Below are 15,356 nucleotides of genomic sequence, written 5' to 3'. Positions count from 1 at the left end.
TCCCAGCCGCCCACCTCGGCAAGCGCCTTCGCGTGGGCCAAGTCCCGCGAGAAGGGCGTCTACCCGATCGACATCGAGCTCGCGGCCGGCGCGTTCGACGCGCTGGCGGTGGCGAACTGGCAGCGCAGCAAGAAGGCCGCCAAGGGCTCCGGATCGGCGCCCAAGCCTGTGCCGCGACCGAGCAAGGTGTCCGCGCTCCGTGGCGAAGCCCGAGACAAGCTCATCGAGCGAGGGCGAGCGCTCCTCCGCAGGCAGAGAGAGCGGCCCAAGCCTCGCCGCTGACCAGGCGGAAGGGGGCGAGTCGTGGCGACTTCCGGGCCCCAGGTCGGAACCGCGTGGATCGCGGTCACCCCCTCGTTTCGGGGCTTCGCCAGCGACATCACCTCCGACCTGTCCCACACCCTCGCCCGCGCCGGGTCGACCGCCGGAGACGCAGCGGGCGACGCGGCCAGCGACTCCTTCGACGACGCCATCCGAGGAGCCGGGGACGACGCCGCCGGAGACCTGACGAACACCCTGACCCGAGCCGGCTCGACGGCGGGCGACGCGGCAGGGGACGCGGCGGGAGACGCCCTCAACGCGGCTCTCCGCACCGCCGGGGACGACGCCGGTGATGACCTGACCGCCGACCTCACCGCGGCGGGAGACGCCGCAGGTGACGCGGCCGGCAACGCCGCTGGCGACGCGATGAACGCCAGCCTGTCCGAGCGCGTGTCCGGCCTCCAGGACTCCCTGGCCGGCCCCGCAGGGGTGGCCGGCGGTATCACCGCGGGCGCGTTCGCCCTCGGCCTGGCCAACGCCATGGACACCACGACGGCCGCGGCACGGGTGACCGCCGGGCTCGGCCTGACCGAGCAGGAGGCGTTGCGCGTCGGGCGCGTCGCCGGGGACGTGTTCGTCGCCGGCTGGGGTGCCTCCATGGACGAGGCTTCGCAGGCCGTCGGCACCGTCGCCACCTCCCTCGTGGACCTCGCCACGGTCGGCGACACCGAACTGGAGGCTCTGGCCAGCCAGGCCCTGGCGCTGGCGGACGTCATGCAGTGGGACCTGGCCGAGGCCACCACGGCGGCAGCCACGCTCATCACCAACGACCTCGTCACCGACGCCACCGAGGCGTTCGACGTGATGACGCGGGCCGCACAGGAACTGCCCGCGAGCATGGTCGCCGACATCCCCGCCACCATCCAGGAGTACAGCGAGCAGTTCCAGCGCCTCGGACTTGACGCGCAGACCAGCTTCGGCCTGATGAGCCAGTTCGTGCAGGCCGGCGGCCGGGACATCGACCAGGCCGCGGACATCCTGCACGAGTTCGGCCGCATCACGACCGAGGAGACCGATCGCGCCGCCGCCGGCTTCGAGGCTCTGGGCCTGGACGCAGACCGCATGCTGAGGATGCTCGCCGAGGGCGGCCCCGCCGCGCAGGACGCGCTCGCTCTCACCCTGGACGAACTGCGGCAGGTCGAAGGGCCGGCCGAGCGCGCCGCCCTGTCCGTGGAGCTGTTCGGCGACATGGCTGGCGAGACGAGCGACGCTCTGCTCGGGATGGACCCGGCGACCGCGACCCTCGACGGCGTGGCCGGGGCCGCGAACGACCTGACCGCGGCGCTCGGTCAGGACCCGGCCGCCCAGTTCACCTCCGCGTTCCGCAACCTCGCCAGCACCCTCGGCGCCGCGGTGCTGCCCGTCCTCACCGCGGTGGCAAGCTGGGCCGCCAACAACCCGACCCTGTTCCGGGTCATCGCGGTGGCGGTCATCGCCATGGCCGCCGCGTTCACGGTGCTCACGGCCGTGGTGTGGGCGCTCAACGTGGCCCTGGCAGCCAACCCCGTGGTGTGGATCATTCTCGGCGTGATCGCCGCGATGGCGCTCATCGCTGGCGCCGTCGCCGCCGTCATCATCTACTGGGACGAGATCGTCGCCGCCACCCGCGCCGCGTGGGACTGGATCTGGAACGCCGTCAAGAGCGCGGCCGACTTCATCCTCGACCTGTTCATGAACTGGACGCTGTACGGCTTGATCGTCCGCAACTGGGACAACATCACCGGCGCGATCGGGGCCGCCATGGACTGGATCGGCGACCGCGTACAGGACGGCGTCGACTTCGTCGTTGGTGCATGGGACGCCCTCCGCGCACTGCCCGGGAAGGTTCTCGACTGGTTCTCCGGCCTCGGCGGCGACCTGGGCGACGCCCTCTCGAACGGCTTCCGCAGCGGCATCAACGCCATCATCGGCGCCTGGAACAGCCTCAGCTTCACCATCCCGGGCGTGAGCCTGCCGGGCCCGCTGCCGGACTTCGGCGGCATGACGATCTCCACACCGAACGTGCCCTACCTCGCGACAGGCGGCATCGTCACCGACCCCACTCTGGCCCTCATCGGTGAGGCCGGCCCCGAGGCCGTCATCCCGCTGGACCGGCTGGAGGCCATGGTGCCCACCGTCCGCGCCACCGTCGCCAGCAGGCAGGCCGTCGCCCCCGCACCGGTGGTGGAGATCGTGGCCGGCGACCGGCACCTCATGGCGTGGCTGGAGAACGTCATCCGCACCCGCTACGGCGGCGAGATCACCCGCGTCGGCGCGCGGCGATGAGGGGGCACCTGTGCCGGTGAGCCACCACGAAGGCCGCGACTGGGTCGCCGACCGGCTCAAGGCCGCGTGCCCCACCCTGGTCATCGACGTCGGGCCTGGCGAGGGCATCTACAGCATGCTGATGCGGCCCCTCACCCCCAGTGCGCGCTGGGAGTGCGTAGAGGTCTGGGGGCCCTACGTCGCGCGCTTCAACCTGAAGGAGAAGTACGACGCCGTGCACGTCGCCGACGTGCGCGGGTTCGACTTCCCGCCGGGGGCGGTCGTGCTCCTGGGCGACGTCGTCGAACACCTCCCCGAGCCCGACGGCCGCCGGCTTCTCACCGAGCTGCGGGCCCGCGCCGACCACCTGATGGTGAGCGTGCCGATCGTGACGCTCCACCAGGGCACCGTGCACGGCAACCCACACGAGGCCCACCTGACGCACTGGACATGGGAGGCGATGGACGAGGTCATGGGCGGCTGCGACTCCTACCGCGGCGACGTGCTCGGCCGCTGGTGGTGGAGCCGGTGAGGATCGCCGCCCTCGTGCACTACTACGTGCCGCACTACATGGCCGGCTCCGAGACGATGCTCCACGCGATGCTGCGGGCCCTGGCCGCCGCCGGCCACGACGTCGACGTCGTGGTGACCGAGCACCAGCGAGGGCCTGTCGACTACGTGCACGACGGGATCCGCGTTCGGCGCGCTGCCCGAGGCCGTGGAGTCCCCGCAGCACTGGACGCCTTCGCCCCCGACGTGCTGATCTCCCACCACCAGGAGGCGCCGAACGCCTCCCACTACGCCTGGCAGCGCGCGGTGCGCCGCGAGCCGGCGCCGCAAGTGGTGCACATCGTGCACAACACGTTCCCTGGGCCCCTCGCGGTGACCAGGAGGTGGCGGCCGAGGCTGGTCGTGTTCAACGCGTGGTGGGTGCGCGAGCACCACGCCGCGCGGGGCGGCATCCCGTCAACGTGCCAGATGATCGTCATCCACCCGCCCGTGCGCGCCGAGGACCACGCTACGACGCCGGGCACAGACGCGACGCTGGTCAACCTCAACCGCGACAAGGGCGGCGAGATCCTCTACCAGCTCGCCCGTCGCCTACCGGACACGCAGTTCGCCGGGGTGGTCGGCGGTCATGGGCCGCAGATCATCCGGCGTGCCCCCAACGTGGAGATCATCCCCCACACGTCGGACATGCGGCGCGACGTGTGGGCCCGCACGCGAGTCCTGCTCATGCCGTCCATCTACGAGTCCTACGGAATGGCCGGCGTGGAGGCCATGGCCTCCGGCATTCCCGTCATCGCCCACCCCACGCCCGGCCTCCAGGAGTCCCTCGGGGACGCCGGGATCTTCGTGGACCGCGGCGACCTCGACGGCTGGGAGCGCGAGCTGCGGCGCCTCGCAGACGCCGACGAGTGGCAGGCGGCGTCGACCGCCGCAGCGAAGCGCAGCGCGGAACTGGACCCCCGAGAGGAGTTGGCGGCATGGGTGGCGGCGGTCGAGTCGCTGTCGTGATCCCGTGGCGCGGCGGCTGCCCGCAGCGGGAGGCCGCCCTCGCCTGGGCTGCCCGCCGGTGGCGATCGGTCGGCCACGAGCCCGTCATCGGCGAGGCGCCTCCAGGGCCTTGGTGCAAGGCCGCAGCGGTCGCCGCCGGGCTTCCCCGCGGCGACGCCGAGGTGCTGATCGTGACCGACGCGGACGTGTGGTGCGACGGCATCGACGCCGCCGTGGACGCGGTCCACACCGGGGCATCCTGGGCGATCCCCCACCGGGACGTCCGTCGGCTGACCGAGGATGCTACAGCGGCCGTGCTCCACGGCGGTGAGCTCGGCGGCTCGCTCGACCAGCCCGCATACCGAGGGGTCGAAGGAGGCGGCATCACCGTCCTCCGTCGAGACCTCTACGACGTCGCCCCACTCGACCCGCGATACCGCGGCTGGGGCCAGGAAGACGAGGCGTGGGCGCTCGCGCTGCGGACGCTGGCGGGGGCCCCGTGGCGCGGTGCCGCGCCGCTGTGGCACCTGTGGCACCCGCCGCAACGCCGCGACTCCCGCCGCTGGGGCTCGATCGCCTCCCGCACCCTCTACCGCCGCTACCAGCGCGCGGCCCGCAGCCCGGGGGCGATGCGGGCGCTGCTCGCCGACATCACGGAGGTGACGTGTGACGTGGCCTGACCGCCCGTGGAACCTCCCCATCCGGCTGGAGCTCGCCTTTGGCGCCGACCCCGCAGCCGAGCCCTCCACCTGGGCGTGGACAGACGTCTCGACCGACGTCGCGCCGCAGACCATCAACGTCAGCCGCGGCCGGCCGGACGAGTCCGGGCAGGTACAGCCTGCGCGCGCCACGATCGAGCTCACCAACAACGCGGGCGACTACACCCCGGGGCACCCTGCGGGCGCGCACTACCCGTATGTCCGCGAGGGCGTCCCGGCGCGCCTGTCCGTGCAGGCAGGCGGCCCATACCTGCGGGTGCCGGACCTGGCCGGCGCGCGGGCGCGGGTCGCGTCCACCACGGCCATGGACGTCTCGGGCGATCTGGACCTGCGCATTGAGGTCGCGCTCGACCGCCTCCCGGCGCAGCGCCCCGCCGGCCACGCTTCGGCGTTCCAGCCCGCCGCGCAGGAGCTGATGGCCCGCTACAACGTCAGCGGCGCGGCCCGCATGTGGCTGCTGTTCCTCGACGAGTCCGGGGCGGCGCGTCTGCGGTGGTCCCCGGACGGCGCGGCGACGCTGGAGCGCGCGGCCACCACCACGGTGCCCTACGTCAGCGGCCAGCGGTTCGCCCTACGCGCCACGCTCGACGTCGACAACGGCTCCAGCGGCCACACGGTGACGTTCTGGACCGCCGCCAGTCTCGGCGGGCCGTGGCGGCGGCTCGGCGAGCCCATCGTCACGGCAGGCACCACCAGCATCCACACCGGTGGTACCGCCGACCTGGAGGTCGGTGAGGTCTGGGGCACCACCAACGCCCTGGGCGCCGGCCGCTGGTACGGGGCGGAGGTGCGGGCCGGCATCGACGGACCGCTCGTCGCGGCCCCGGATTTCACCGTCCTCGCCCCCGGCGACACTGCGTTCGTCGACGCCGCCGGCAGGTCGTGGCTGATCGAGGGCGGCTCCGAGGTCACCGACTGGCGCGTCCGGCTCGTCGGCACGGTAGACGAGTGGGCTCCTACCTGGCCTTTCAAGGATCTGTCCAGCGGCAACTACGTCGGCGAGGCCCGCACCGGCTCCGTCATCAACGGCATCCTCCGCCGCCTCGGTCAGGGCCAGCCAGCGCTGGAGAGCACCCTGCGCCGCAGAGTTCCGAGCTTCAACCCCCTCGCCTACTGGCCCATGGAGGAAGGCCGCGACGCCACCCAGGCGTACAGCCCGGTCGAGGGCGTCGCGCCCATGGAGACCGCCGGCTTGTCGTGGGCGAGCGACGACACGCTGCCCGGCTCATCGGCGCTGCCGACGCTCGCCGAGGGAGCCAACTGGAACGGTCGGGTCCCCGCGCCCCTGACGTCACAGACCGAGTGGATGGTGGAGTTCGTCTACCGCATGGACGAGCCGCCGTCGGACTCCAACCGCTCGCTGTTCTGGATCGCCGGCAGCGGCACCATCCGCCAGTGGCGCATCCTCTACGGGCCCCCCAGCGGCGGGTTCGCCGCCACCTGCCTGGTCACCGGCGAGGACGCCGACGGCAGCACCGTCGTCTCCTCCCTGATCGGCCTCGGCAGCAACGTCCTCGGCACGTGGCTACGCCAGCAGTTCCGTGCGCGGCAGAACGGCAGCGCGGTCGACTGGACGATCCGCTGGACCAACGTCGGCGGCGACGCGGGGGTGTTCGCCGGCTCCTACACCGGCACCGTCGGCCGCGTCCGCGCCGTCTCGTCCCCGCCCGGCTACCACTCCGCGCTCGCGGGCGTCGCGCTGGGCCACGTCGCCGTGTTCAGCCCGTGGCAGGTGGCGGCGTTCGACGGCGCGGACACCGGCTGGGCTGGTGAGACCGCCGTGGAGCGCATGCGGCGTCTCGCTCAGGAAGAGCAACTTCAGCTCGCCGTCCTCGGCGTCCCGGCCGAGACGACCACGCTCGGCCCGCAACGGCCCGCCACGCTGCTGACGCTCCTCCAGGAGGCAGCGGACGCAGACGGCGGGCTGCTGTTCGAGCGAAGGGACACGCTGGGGTTGCAGTACCGCCCCCGGCACGCCCTCTACAGCCAGCAGACACGCCTCGCCCTGGCGGCGCGCAGCAACGAGATCGACGAGCCGTTCACGCCGATCCTCGACGACCAGCGGCTCCGCAACCAGATCATCGTCACCCGCACCGGCGGCTCGTCCGCTGCCGCCGTCGACGCCGAGTCTGTGGCCACCCGCGGCCGGTACGAGGACAACATCACCCTCAACGTCGCCGAGGACGGGCAGCTGGAACCGATCGCGTACTGGCTCCTGCACCGCGGCACCTGGCCCGGGATGCGCTACCCGGCCGTCACCACCTCGCTCGACCTGGCGCCACAGACCATCACGGACTGGCTGGAGGCCACCGAAGGCGACCGCGCCCAGGTGAGCGCCCTACCACCGCAGCACCCGACGGATGCCGTCGACCTGATGGTCGAGGGCCTGACGGAGACCGTCACCTCGACGCGCTGGTCCATGGAGGCCGCCACGTCACCGGCCGGCCCGTGGACGGTGGGCGAGGTCGCCGAGGACGACCCGGGCGCCGACGACGCACCGGTGCACGTCGACACCGACGGCAGCGAACTGGTTGCCGCCATCGACGCGACGACAACGGAGGTCATCGTGCTGACGACGGCGGGCCCGGAGTGGGCCACTTCTGCCGGGCCGTCGCCGACTGCGGCCGTGGATGACCTGCCGTTCGACGTCGAGGTAGGCGGCGAGATCATGACCGCGACGGACGTCCAGCCGCTGGTGTGGGACACGTTCGCCCGCAGCACGGCCGACGGGTGGGGCGCGACCCCGTCCACCATCTCCCTGTCGTGGCTGACCGCCGGGGGCACCGCGGCCGACCGGGACGTGACCGGCACAGCCGGCACCGTCGCCCTGCCGGACACCGCGATCCGGTTCCAGTTCGTGAACGCCGGGTTGACCGACGCCGAGGTCAGGACGGCCATCACGGTGCCGGCACTCGCCACGGGCGGCAGCCTGCGGGCCGGGATCGTGATGCGCATCAGCGGAGCCTCGTACTACCAGCTGCGCGTCAACTTCACCACGAGCGGCGCCGTGGGTCTCGACGTCGTCAACTCAGGCACCGTCATCGCCTCCATCTCCTCGATCGGCCGGCCGTACACCGCGGGATCGCGGTGGCGGATCCGCGCCCGGGTCGTCGGGCAGACCATCACGGGCCGGGTGTGGCTGGACGGCACGCCCGAGCCTGGCTGGCAGATCACCACGACCGTGACAACGGGCACGATCGCGTCCGGACTGCCCGGCGTCACCGCGTCTAGGGCGAGCGGCAACACCAACGTGAACCCGGTCATGGCCTTCGACGACTTCGCCGTGATCACCCCGCAGCGCTTCGGGGTCGTGCGCTCCGTCAACGGCGTGGTGAAGAGCCACGCGGCCGGCGACGACGTGCAACTCGCCAACCCGATGATCATCGCCCTGTAGGAGGCCCAGTGACCTACCCGATCGTGGTGCACCCCGGGAATCGAGTGACCGGCGACAGGCTCAACGCGGCGTTCTTGATCGGCCGGGCCGTGTTCTCGGCCTACCGGGACACGGCACAGTCGATCTCGTCTGGCGGTGTGGGCATCGCGGCCGACGCGCTCCAGTGGGACAACGTCGCGCTCGACCTCCTCGGCGGCTGGACGGCCAGCACGCCGAGCAGGTACACGGCCACGATCCCCGGCCGGTACCGGCTGGAGGGCGCCGTGTCGTTCCAAGGCTCTGCGGCCGGCGACTCGCGGGGCTGCACGTGGAGGGTGAACGGGACGGTCGCAGAAGGCGGGACGTCCGAGCCGATCGCGTCCGGCAGCATCGCCAACACGTCGCTCACCTGCGGCGCCCGAGACCTCACCGTCGTGCTGAACGGGACCTCTGACTACGTCGAGCTGTGCCCCTTCCAGGACTCGGGAGCCGCGCTCGGGACTTCCGGCGCGAGCCGGCGGCCCTTCATCTCTGTCACCTACGTCGGCCCCACCTGAGGAGGACCCGATGGCGACCCCCCTGACAGCCGACCGGCTGCTCGCCGTCCTCCGCGCGGAGGGCGTGCGGGTCGTCGAGTACCGGGCCTGGCGGACACACGAGCGTGACGACGAGACCGGCCGTACCTTCGGCCCCGTCCACGGCCTCGTCATCCACCACACCGCCGGCCGGAACTCCCTGACCCTCTGCTACGACGGCCACTCCACCCTGCCCGGCCCGCTGTGCCACACCCACCTCGCGAAGGACGGCACCACCTCGATGATCAGTGCCGGGCGGGCGAACCACTGTGGCGGCATGGCCCGGAACGCCTACGACGCGATGGTGGCAGAGTCCTCCACTCACCCGCGGCCCGACTCTGCCGAGCCGGTCGACGGCAACGACTGCACGTATGGCCTGGAGATCGAGAACCTCGGCGACGGCAGCGACCCGTACCCGGCCGTGCAGTACGACCAGGCCGTCAGGTGGGCGGCGGCGATCTGCCGCGCGCACGGATGGTCAGACCACTCGGTCATCGGCCACAAGGAAGCGACGCGCCGGAAGATCGACCCCTCGTTCTCGATGGACGCCTTCCGCGCCGCCGTCGCGGAGCGGCTAACGCATCCCGCGAGCTGGAACCCGAACGACCCGGAGGACGACATGCCCAGCGCTGAGGAGATCGCCCGCGAGGTGTGGGCCTACAGCTACGACCACGGCGGCAAGACCATCACCGCCCGGACGCGGCTCGGCCGCGCCTACGAGAACTCGCTCGGCGCCAAGCAGGCCGCCCAGCAGGCCGTCGCGCTCCTCGGAGCGCAGACCGCCGTGCTCGACGCCATCCGGCAGGCGGTCGCTGACGGCGGCGGACTCACCGCCGAGCAGGCCGAAGCCGCCGCCACCGCCGGGGCCCTCGCGGCGCTCGCCGAGCTCGCCGACGCGCTCACCGACTGATCCACTCACGAATCGAGAACCCTCATGAACAAGTCCACCACCATCCTGCGGACGGCCCGCACCTACGCCCGCGACCTCGCCGAGCGCGTCATCGCGACGTTCGTCGTCGCCCTCGGCGGCGTGTTCGTCGCGGCCGGACCCGCCGACATGTTCACCCTGTCGTTCTGGGAGGGCGCCTTCGCCGCGGCCGTCGCCGCCGCTGGCTCCCTCCTGAAGGGCATCCTCGCGAGGGCCGTCGGCGACAAGAACAGCGCGTCGGCCGCCACCGGCGTGTGAGGGGGTGACCGTTGCCCGATGAGCCGACCCTCGGCGAGGTCATGCGACGCCTGGAGGATGTACGCCAAGACCTCAAGGACGACCTCAGCCAGCTCGCCACCCGGCTCGACGGCAAGGTCTCGCTCGACATCTTCGAGCTGCGCATGAAGGCGTTCGAACGCGACATCACCGACGCAGCGGCCCGCGTCGCCGAGATCGAGGGTGCGCGGGAGAGGGAGCGGGAGCAGCAGGGCGAGCTGCGGCGGCGGGCGGAGGAGCAGCGCCGAGCCGACCGCCGTCTTGCGTTCTCCGCGCTGGTGGCTCCGGTGCTGATCCTGCTGCTCACCGTGTACATCAACGCGCAGGGGGCGGCGGCATGACGCGACTGGAGAAGCGCCGCGGCGACCTCCTCGCTGCCTTGGGCGTGCTGGCCGGCGTCGCCGTGCTGGCGTGGGTTGTCATCACCATGCAGCGGCTGTCAGACGAGTTGCGGGAGGCGAACGCCGCCCGGGACGCCCTCGCGGCGCAGGTCGAGGCGCTCGGCGGCGATCCCGTCGCCGGGCCGCCTGGGAGCCGTGGCGACGTCGGGGAGACAGGCCCACAGGGGCCGCCCGGACCCGAGGGAGATCCCGGTGTCCCCGGCGCCGACGGCAGCCCAGGGCCGCGTGGCCCCGCTGGCGCGGACGGCTCCGACGGCGAGGACGGCGAGCCTGGAGAGCCGGGCGCCGACGGCGCACCAGGCGAGGACGGGCCCGCCGGAGAACCTGGTCCAGCAGGACCACCCGGACCCCAAGGCGACCCGGGACCCGCAGGACCGCAGGGAGAGCCCGGGACCGATGGCCAGGACGGCGAGCGTGGCCCCGCCGGTCCTCCGCCGTCGGGCTGGACGTGGACTGGCCCGGACGGCACGGTGTACGAGTGCCGCCCGGACGCCGACGGCTCCACCCACTTCACGTGCACGCCTTCCGGCGGAGACGGCGGCGGCCTGCTGTCCCTCGCCGCGCTCGATCCGGCACGCCGCACGTACTGACCGCCGCTGTCAGACCGGCGTGGCACACTGGAACTAGGCTTCGTCGGTGGATCTCATCGAGGGTCGGACGAAGCGCAACGCCCCGCCTTGCGCGGGGCGTTCTGCTGTCAGAGCCGCGTGCCACACTGGCCGCGCCACCCACGCGCTCGCGCACCACGCCCCGTCTCCGCTTCGGCGGGGGCGGGGCGTTCGGCGTGTACGAGGTCAGGCGGTGGCCTGGCGGCGGCGCTCTTCGAGAGCCTCTCGGCGGGCGAGGCGACTCCTACGGGGTAGCCCCAGCTCCGCCGCCCACAGCCGCACCGACGACACACTCACGCCGAGATCGTCCGCGATCTCCTGATAGGAGAGCGTCTTGTCAGCCCACAGCTCACGCAGGCGGGCGAATCGCTCTGGCGACTTCTTCGCCGTCTTGATCGGCCAGTCCTTCCGAGGGGGCAATGCAGCCGCCAGGCGTGGGTGCCGCTTGGCGTAGACGCGCAGATTGGTCGGGTGGCCCACGCCTGCGGCCTCTGCGGCCTTCGCGATACTGGCGCCCCCTTCGAGCAACCGCGCCACCTCGTCAAGTTGCGCGTCGGTCACACGAGCCTTCGCCGGAGGGCTGGCGCCGACCATGGCCAGCACGGCGGCCTCTGCGGTGGCGAAAGTCTCCTGGTCATATCGGTACCCCTCCACCATGGCCCGTGTCATACCGCACACGGTGGCGGCCAAGTCGCGGTCGCCGCCAGTGCGGGTGAGAGCGGCGAGGTAGTCGCCCAGCCGCGCGGCTCGCTGGACCTCGACGGGGAGGCCGTCCAGAGCTGTGCGGAGTTCGCCATCGACAGTAGCCGCGGCGGCTAGAGCCCGCACCGTTGTTCCCACAGCGGCAGCGGCCTGGTCAATGGTTCGCCCGAACCGCAGTAGCGAGAGCACCTGGGCCCTCTGCTCGTTGCTGATGCCCCGGTAGCGCTTCAGCTCTGCATTGTGAGCGATGCGGCAGCGCCAGCACCGGCCACCTTGCCGCCACCCGTTGGGACTGCCGCAGGTCTTCCCAGGCGCCTCGCAGGCCTCGCTCAACGCGCCACCTCGACCGGCACGTCGGAGGCGTACACGATGGACAGTGCCGGCACCTCCTGCGCGACGCGGGCGCACACCGCGCGGTGCCAGCCAGCCGGGAAGTGCACCCCGGGCCGGGACTCCGCATCGGGCGCCCTCTCCCCGTACTCGGCATCCGTGCGGTAGGTCACCACCGTCGGCTCGGGCATGTCGAGCAGCTTCTCGACGAGCTGCCCGATCCACTCGGCGGTGCGCTGCTCCAGGTCTTCGATCTTCAGGCGCACGCCGTCGGGGATCTCGTACTTCCCGGCCTCCCAGTTCCGCACGGTCTTGCCGGTGACGCCGAGGTGAGCTGCCAGCCAGTCCCCGGACACGCCAAGGAACTCCCGCACCACCTTGAACTCGGCGGGGGTCATCCGCTCGTCCTCCGGCATGTCCGGCGGATCGGCGTAGTCGGTCATCGTGTGACTCCAAGGGGAAGGGTCGCCCGCGCCCCTGCCAGGATCTGGGGCGCTGAGCGGCCGGTTCGAAGGGTGACGGATCAGGCCCGCTCGACGGTGGCCGTGTACGCGTTGGGGGTGGCCTCCCACTTACCGACGACGCGCCATCCGGCGTCGTCGAGGAGGTCCACCGCCTCCCTGATGCCGTCCTCGGCGTCCCCGTCCCGGGCGTCGACGGTCGTCACGGCGTGGAACTGCTGGTCGCCGTGGGAGGCCCACGCGGTCTCGTCCTCGGGGTCGCCGCCGATCAGCTCGTCCTCGATGACAGTGACGTCCATGTAGTCGGTCTCCAGTGCGGACCGGTCGTTGACGAGCCAGGCGGTGAAGTGCTTCGTGGTCATGATCCGGTTCCTCCCGGTGCGGGTCTGGGGCTCGATCCCCTGACCTCGTGATGACGAGTCTACTTCCTAAGTTAGGAAGCCGTCAAGTGGTCCACCACATGCCGCGAGACGCCCGCCCGGCCGACGCTTGGCCAGCGATAACATGCCATACCGTGCGCGAGCTGGGCATGCCGTGCAACTCCTCCCATCTCGACATCTCCGAGTGCTGGTGCTACGTCAGGACGTTGGTGGATAATGACAGTTATCCACTACAGGAGGTGTCATGGCTGCGGACGCGGCGAGGCGATTCCAATGGCGGCTCTACGACGGAGATGAGTGGCGGTGGAGCCGGGAACACACCACAGAGGGCCCGTGCCCCTCCTGTTGCTGCAGCGGGCCCAGAGCATGCCCTGACTGCGGAGGCCGGTGTCACTCCGAACCCGTGGAAGGCGTGGGTCCGGAAGTCCCGCACTCGTCGCTCTGCCAACAGGAAAGCGTGGACGAGTACGGAGACGCGATGGAGACGCGAGAGGTAACGCAGTGACCGCCCTCGTCCCGCGCCAACCCGGCACCGTCTCCACCGCGCGCCACGACCCCCGCGACGACTGGCCCGACGAAGCCAAGCAACTCCGCGACCGGCTCACCGAGATCTACGGTGACCGGGACCCGCTGCCCACCCTCGCCGGAGCCTGGATCGCCCGCCAGCGCAGCGGGCACACCCGCCGCGCCTACGCCCGCAACTTCCTCCGCTGGGAGGACTACGCCCGCGCCTCCGGCATCCACCCGCTCCACGCGAAGCTGCCGCTCGCCGACGCCTACAGCAACCACCTCACCACCGCGCCCACCATGCGGCGCGTCAAGGGTGGCAAGGTCGGGGAGACCGCGCCCACCGGGCCGCCGCTCTCCGACTCCGGCCGCGCGCAGGCCCTCGCCGCCTGCGGGTCGTTCTACACCTACGCCGTCCGCGTCCAGGCCGTGGCCGCCGACCCGTTCGCCTCCGTCCTCCGGCCGCGCATCGACCCCGACCACTCGCCCACAGAGGGCCTGCTGCCTGAGGAGACCGCTGCGCTCATCGACGCCGCGCGGCAGCACGACCCACGCTCCTACGCCCTCGTCGCGCTGCTGTACCTCCTCGGCCCCCGCATCGACGAGCTACTGTCTCTCAACGCCGACCAGCTCGGGTACGACCGGGGCCACCACACACTCCCGCTCCGACTGAAGGGCGGGAAGCGGAAGGCCGCGCCGCTGCCGCCGCTCGCCTACGACGCGCTGCGCACCTACCTCGGCGACCGCGCCGACGGACCGCTGTTCGTCACCGCGTCCGGGAAGCGCTGGACGGAGCCACAGGTCCACAAGCACCTGCGGATCCTCGCGCGGAAGGCGGGCATCCCACAGGCCGACACCATCAAGCCCCACGTCCTGCGGCACGCGTTCATCACCGACAACCTCGCCGACGAGGTACCGCTGGAGCGCGTCCAAGACGCCGTCGGTCACTCCGACCCCCGCACCACACAGCGGTACAACCGGCGCCGACGACAGCTCGACGACCACCCCGCCTACGGACTCGCCGCGAAGCTGAGCGCGAGGCTGACGATGGAGCCTGAAGGGAGCGAGCGTTGACGGCAGACCCTGTGTGCTGGTCGTGGCCCGCCGAGCGTCCGACGGAGGAGGCCGCCCGACAGAAGCTCTTCGCCTACGCCGAGCGGACCGGCTGCACCCCAGGACAAGCGCAAGTCCTGTGGGATCTCGAACGCGCCGCAGGAGCGCTCGACGGGGAGAGCATCCTGGCCGACTGGCAGGCGGGGAGGTGCGCTGTGTGTGGCCGCGTCCGCGATCTTGTCTGCGACCACGACCACGCGACGGGCCTTGTTCGTGGCTGGCTCTGCCGCTCCTGCAACACGATGGAGGGCACCAATCGGGACCCGGACACGATCTTCGCGCGATACCGCGAGCGCTCCCCAGCTGTGATCCTCGGCATCACCGCCCGCTACCTCAATCCCGTCACGGGCGAGTACGCCAAGCCGCAGTTGACTCGCGAAGCGGACTGGGAAGACCGCTGGACCGACGCCGCGAGCGAGGACATCGGGCTGTGAGGGGCAACCGCACGCAGTTCGGTTGGTCCAACTCGATGACCACGAGACTCGCGTCGGGAGAAGACCGTGCCCAGACCTCGATACCAGGCCCGGCTGACTGGCGGTGGCCCGACGTGGGACAAGCGGCCACCGCGTCAACGGAACGCCCCTGCCGCAGGCCCCGTGCCGGAGGCAGACGCCCTGATGGCCCTCGATGAGGCGCTGGTCAGTCTTCAGGTGGCCCTCCAGACGGGAGACCTCGCTCGTGCTCGCGCTGCTCGCCGTGAGGCGTGAGGCTATGTCGAGTTGCTGCCGCTGGGGACGACGTGGAGGCAGCGCCGCGCACTGGGTCGTTACAAGGTCCGGCTGAGGGAAGCGGAGAGGGTGCGACGGCGAGGCGGGCCAACCGCCTAAGGGAACGTTATGCGCTCCTCGGGGCGCCGAGAGGCCGCCGGGCGCCCTGCCTGCCGCTCCAGGCAATCGACTCAACTGACTTCTCTTGGGAGGC

Annotated in this window: 15 protein-coding genes; 12 read left to right on the top strand and 3 right to left on the bottom strand. The window is 71.8% G+C overall.

What is annotated here, in order from left to right; all coding sequences use genetic code 11:
* The first annotated feature begins 303 nt into the window (after positions 1 to 303).
* Genes ACTWP5_RS27565 through ACTWP5_RS27520 form a run of 10 tightly spaced genes read left to right on the top strand, consistent with a single transcriptional unit; the run spans position 304 to position 10,924 of the window.
* The gene (locus ACTWP5_RS27565) at positions 304 to 2,586 is read left to right on the top strand and encodes a hypothetical protein (RefSeq protein WP_443223857.1); all 2,283 of its coding nucleotides are present in this window, start codon (positions 304 to 306) and stop codon (positions 2,584 to 2,586) included.
* A gap of 16 nt (positions 2,587 to 2,602) precedes the next feature.
* Entirely contained in the window at positions 2,603 to 3,097 is a 495-nt protein-coding gene (locus ACTWP5_RS27560) for a class I SAM-dependent methyltransferase (RefSeq protein ID WP_443223856.1), read from the top strand.
* On the top strand, positions 3,094 to 4,083 hold the full coding sequence (locus ACTWP5_RS27555; RefSeq protein WP_443223855.1) for a glycosyltransferase family 4 protein: 990 nt from the start codon (positions 3,094 to 3,096) through the stop codon (positions 4,081 to 4,083). The genes ACTWP5_RS27560 and ACTWP5_RS27555 overlap by 4 nt, the downstream gene beginning before the upstream one ends.
* Positions 4,080 to 4,742 (top strand): hypothetical protein, encoded by a 663-nt coding sequence (locus tag ACTWP5_RS27550; RefSeq protein ID WP_443223854.1) that lies wholly within the window; start codon positions 4,080 to 4,082, stop codon positions 4,740 to 4,742. Before ACTWP5_RS27555 ends, ACTWP5_RS27550 begins: the two co-directional genes overlap by 4 nt.
* Positions 4,729 to 8,175, top strand: coding sequence for a hypothetical protein (locus ACTWP5_RS27545; RefSeq protein WP_443223853.1), 3,447 nt, complete (start codon positions 4,729 to 4,731; stop codon positions 8,173 to 8,175). Before ACTWP5_RS27550 ends, ACTWP5_RS27545 begins: the two co-directional genes overlap by 14 nt.
* An 8-nt stretch (positions 8,176 to 8,183) precedes the next feature.
* Entirely contained in the window at positions 8,184 to 8,711 is a 528-nt protein-coding gene (locus ACTWP5_RS27540; RefSeq protein WP_443223852.1) for a hypothetical protein, read from the top strand.
* A gap of 10 nt (positions 8,712 to 8,721) precedes the next feature.
* Complete coding sequence (locus ACTWP5_RS27535) at positions 8,722 to 9,639, top strand: N-acetylmuramoyl-L-alanine amidase (RefSeq protein ID WP_443223851.1); 918 nt, start codon at positions 8,722 to 8,724, stop codon at positions 9,637 to 9,639.
* Positions 9,640 to 9,663: 24 nt separating this feature from the next.
* Positions 9,664 to 9,915: a hypothetical protein gene (locus ACTWP5_RS27530; RefSeq protein ID WP_443223850.1), complete on the top strand. Its 252-nt coding sequence runs from the start codon at positions 9,664 to 9,666 to the stop codon at positions 9,913 to 9,915.
* A gap of 11 nt (positions 9,916 to 9,926) precedes the next feature.
* The gene (locus ACTWP5_RS27525; protein ID WP_443223849.1) at positions 9,927 to 10,274 is read left to right on the top strand and encodes a hypothetical protein; all 348 of its coding nucleotides are present in this window, start codon (positions 9,927 to 9,929) and stop codon (positions 10,272 to 10,274) included.
* Positions 10,271 to 10,924, top strand: a complete 654-nt coding sequence (locus ACTWP5_RS27520) for a collagen-like protein (protein WP_443223848.1) — start codon at positions 10,271 to 10,273, stop codon at positions 10,922 to 10,924. Before ACTWP5_RS27525 ends, ACTWP5_RS27520 begins: the two co-directional genes overlap by 4 nt.
* A gap of 204 nt (positions 10,925 to 11,128) precedes the next feature.
* Here the strand turns inward: ACTWP5_RS27520 and ACTWP5_RS27515 are convergent, their stop codons facing one another.
* The 3 genes from ACTWP5_RS27515 to ACTWP5_RS27505 all read right to left on the bottom strand — a co-directional run bounded on the left by ACTWP5_RS27515 (position 11,129) and on the right by ACTWP5_RS27505 (position 12,797).
* Entirely contained in the window at positions 11,129 to 11,833 is a 705-nt protein-coding gene (locus tag ACTWP5_RS27515) for a hypothetical protein (protein ID WP_443223847.1), read from the bottom strand.
* A 140-nt stretch (positions 11,834 to 11,973) separates the two neighbouring features.
* Complete coding sequence (locus ACTWP5_RS27510; protein WP_443223846.1) at positions 11,974 to 12,417, bottom strand: helix-turn-helix domain-containing protein; 444 nt, start codon at positions 12,415 to 12,417, stop codon at positions 11,974 to 11,976.
* An 80-nt stretch (positions 12,418 to 12,497) separates the two neighbouring features.
* Positions 12,498 to 12,797 (bottom strand): hypothetical protein, encoded by a 300-nt coding sequence (locus tag ACTWP5_RS27505; protein WP_443223845.1) that lies wholly within the window; start codon positions 12,795 to 12,797, stop codon positions 12,498 to 12,500.
* 519 nt (positions 12,798 to 13,316) lie between these two features.
* On the opposite strand from ACTWP5_RS27505, the gene ACTWP5_RS27500 reads away from it, so the two are divergent.
* Both ACTWP5_RS27500 and ACTWP5_RS27495 read left to right on the top strand, forming a co-directional pair.
* Entirely contained in the window at positions 13,317 to 14,396 is a 1,080-nt protein-coding gene (locus tag ACTWP5_RS27500; RefSeq protein WP_443223844.1) for a tyrosine-type recombinase/integrase, read from the top strand.
* On the top strand, positions 14,393 to 14,869 hold the full coding sequence (locus ACTWP5_RS27495) for an endonuclease domain-containing protein (RefSeq protein ID WP_443223843.1): 477 nt from the start codon (positions 14,393 to 14,395) through the stop codon (positions 14,867 to 14,869). Before ACTWP5_RS27500 ends, ACTWP5_RS27495 begins: the two co-directional genes overlap by 4 nt.
* The last annotated feature ends 487 nt before the right edge of the window (positions 14,870 to 15,356 follow it).

It is taken from the genome of Streptomyces sp. 4N509B (assembly GCF_052245655.1).
In the GTDB taxonomy this organism is placed as follows: domain Bacteria; phylum Actinomycetota; class Actinomycetes; order Streptomycetales; family Streptomycetaceae; genus Streptomyces.
This window is presented reverse-complemented; position numbering and strand designations above follow the sequence as displayed.

What these genes read in the sequence shown, in the direction of transcription:
- ACTWP5_RS27535 (WP_443223851.1), top strand. Translation starts at nt 8,722, where the DNA reads ATGGCGACCCCCCTGACAGCCGACCGGCTGCTCGCCGTCCTCCGCGCG.
- ACTWP5_RS27530 (WP_443223850.1), top strand. Translation starts at nt 9,664, where the DNA reads ATGAACAAGTCCACCACCATCCTGCGGACGGCCCGCACCTACGCCCGC.
- ACTWP5_RS27520 (WP_443223848.1), top strand. Translation starts at nt 10,271, where the DNA reads ATGACGCGACTGGAGAAGCGCCGCGGCGACCTCCTCGCTGCCTTGGGC.
- ACTWP5_RS27510 (WP_443223846.1), bottom strand. Translation starts at nt 12,417, where the DNA reads ATGACCGACTACGCCGATCCGCCGGACATGCCGGAGGACGAGCGGATG.
- ACTWP5_RS27505 (WP_443223845.1), bottom strand. Translation starts at nt 12,797, where the DNA reads ATGACCACGAAGCACTTCACCGCCTGGCTCGTCAACGACCGGTCCGCA.